The sequence below is a fragment of the Aliirhizobium wenxiniae genome, from assembly GCF_019511445.1.
Classification (GTDB): Bacteria; Pseudomonadota; Alphaproteobacteria; order Rhizobiales; family Rhizobiaceae; genus Neorhizobium; species Neorhizobium wenxiniae_A.
Genome location: NZ_JAEUAN010000080.1, coordinates 1 through 674, shown reverse-complemented (window position 1 = coordinate 674; position 674 = coordinate 1). Strand labels below are relative to the sequence as shown.

1 protein-coding gene and 1 pseudogene are annotated in these 674 nt (G+C 52.8%); one reads left to right on the top strand and one right to left on the bottom strand.

Annotation, left to right across the window (positions count from 1 at the left end; genetic code table 11):
• Positions 1-83: pseudogene (mobC, locus tag JNB91_RS31360) on the bottom strand (relaxase accessory protein MobC); the annotation flags it as partial.
• A 178-nt stretch (positions 84-261) separates the two neighbouring features.
• On the opposite strand from mobC, the gene JNB91_RS30375 reads away from it, so the two are divergent.
• Positions 262-674, top strand: a 413-nt coding sequence (locus JNB91_RS30375) for a MobA/MobL family protein (RefSeq protein ID WP_031326729.1), incomplete at its 3' end; no start/stop codon positions are given.

The window sequence follows — 674 nt, the reverse complement described above, 5'->3', positions numbered from 1 at the left end:
GTGTCCAGGCTCCGGCTCTTCGCCTTCAGGCGCTGTAATCTCGCCTCAGCATCAGCAATCTTCTGTTCGAGCGTTCTGCTCATGATGTAACTCCGTGCGCGATGAAAAATCGCATTTTAGCGCGTCACTGGTAGTTTAAAAACTGAGCTGGCATAATGCACGGCAAATCACGAAGTGCGCACTTATACAATCTCCACTCCGTTTCGATTGTGTGCGCCCTGCGGGGCAGAAAGAAAACTACAAAAAGGCATTACGGCAGAAATGGCGATTTATCATCTCAGCATGAAAATTATCTCCAGAAGCAGCGGCTACAGCGCCGTAGCTTCTGCTGCCTATCGTTCCGGTTCACTGATGCTTGATGAGCGTACCGGACTGACTCACGACTACACCCGCAAAAGCGGTGTGGCTGAAGCTGTGATTCTGACCCCCGCGACAGCCCCTGCCTGGTGTACGAACCGTGCCGAACTCTGGAATGCCGTTGAGAAGGCCGAACGCCGGAAGAACTCACAACTTGCGCGGGAAATTGAACTCGCCATCCCCCACGAACTGCCGCAGGATGCCGCACGGGAAACCGTTCTCGCCTTTGTCAGAGAAAACTTTGTCAGTCAGGGCATGATTGCTGATGTGGCGTTCCATCACATGGATAAAACAAATCCCCATGCGCACATCATGCT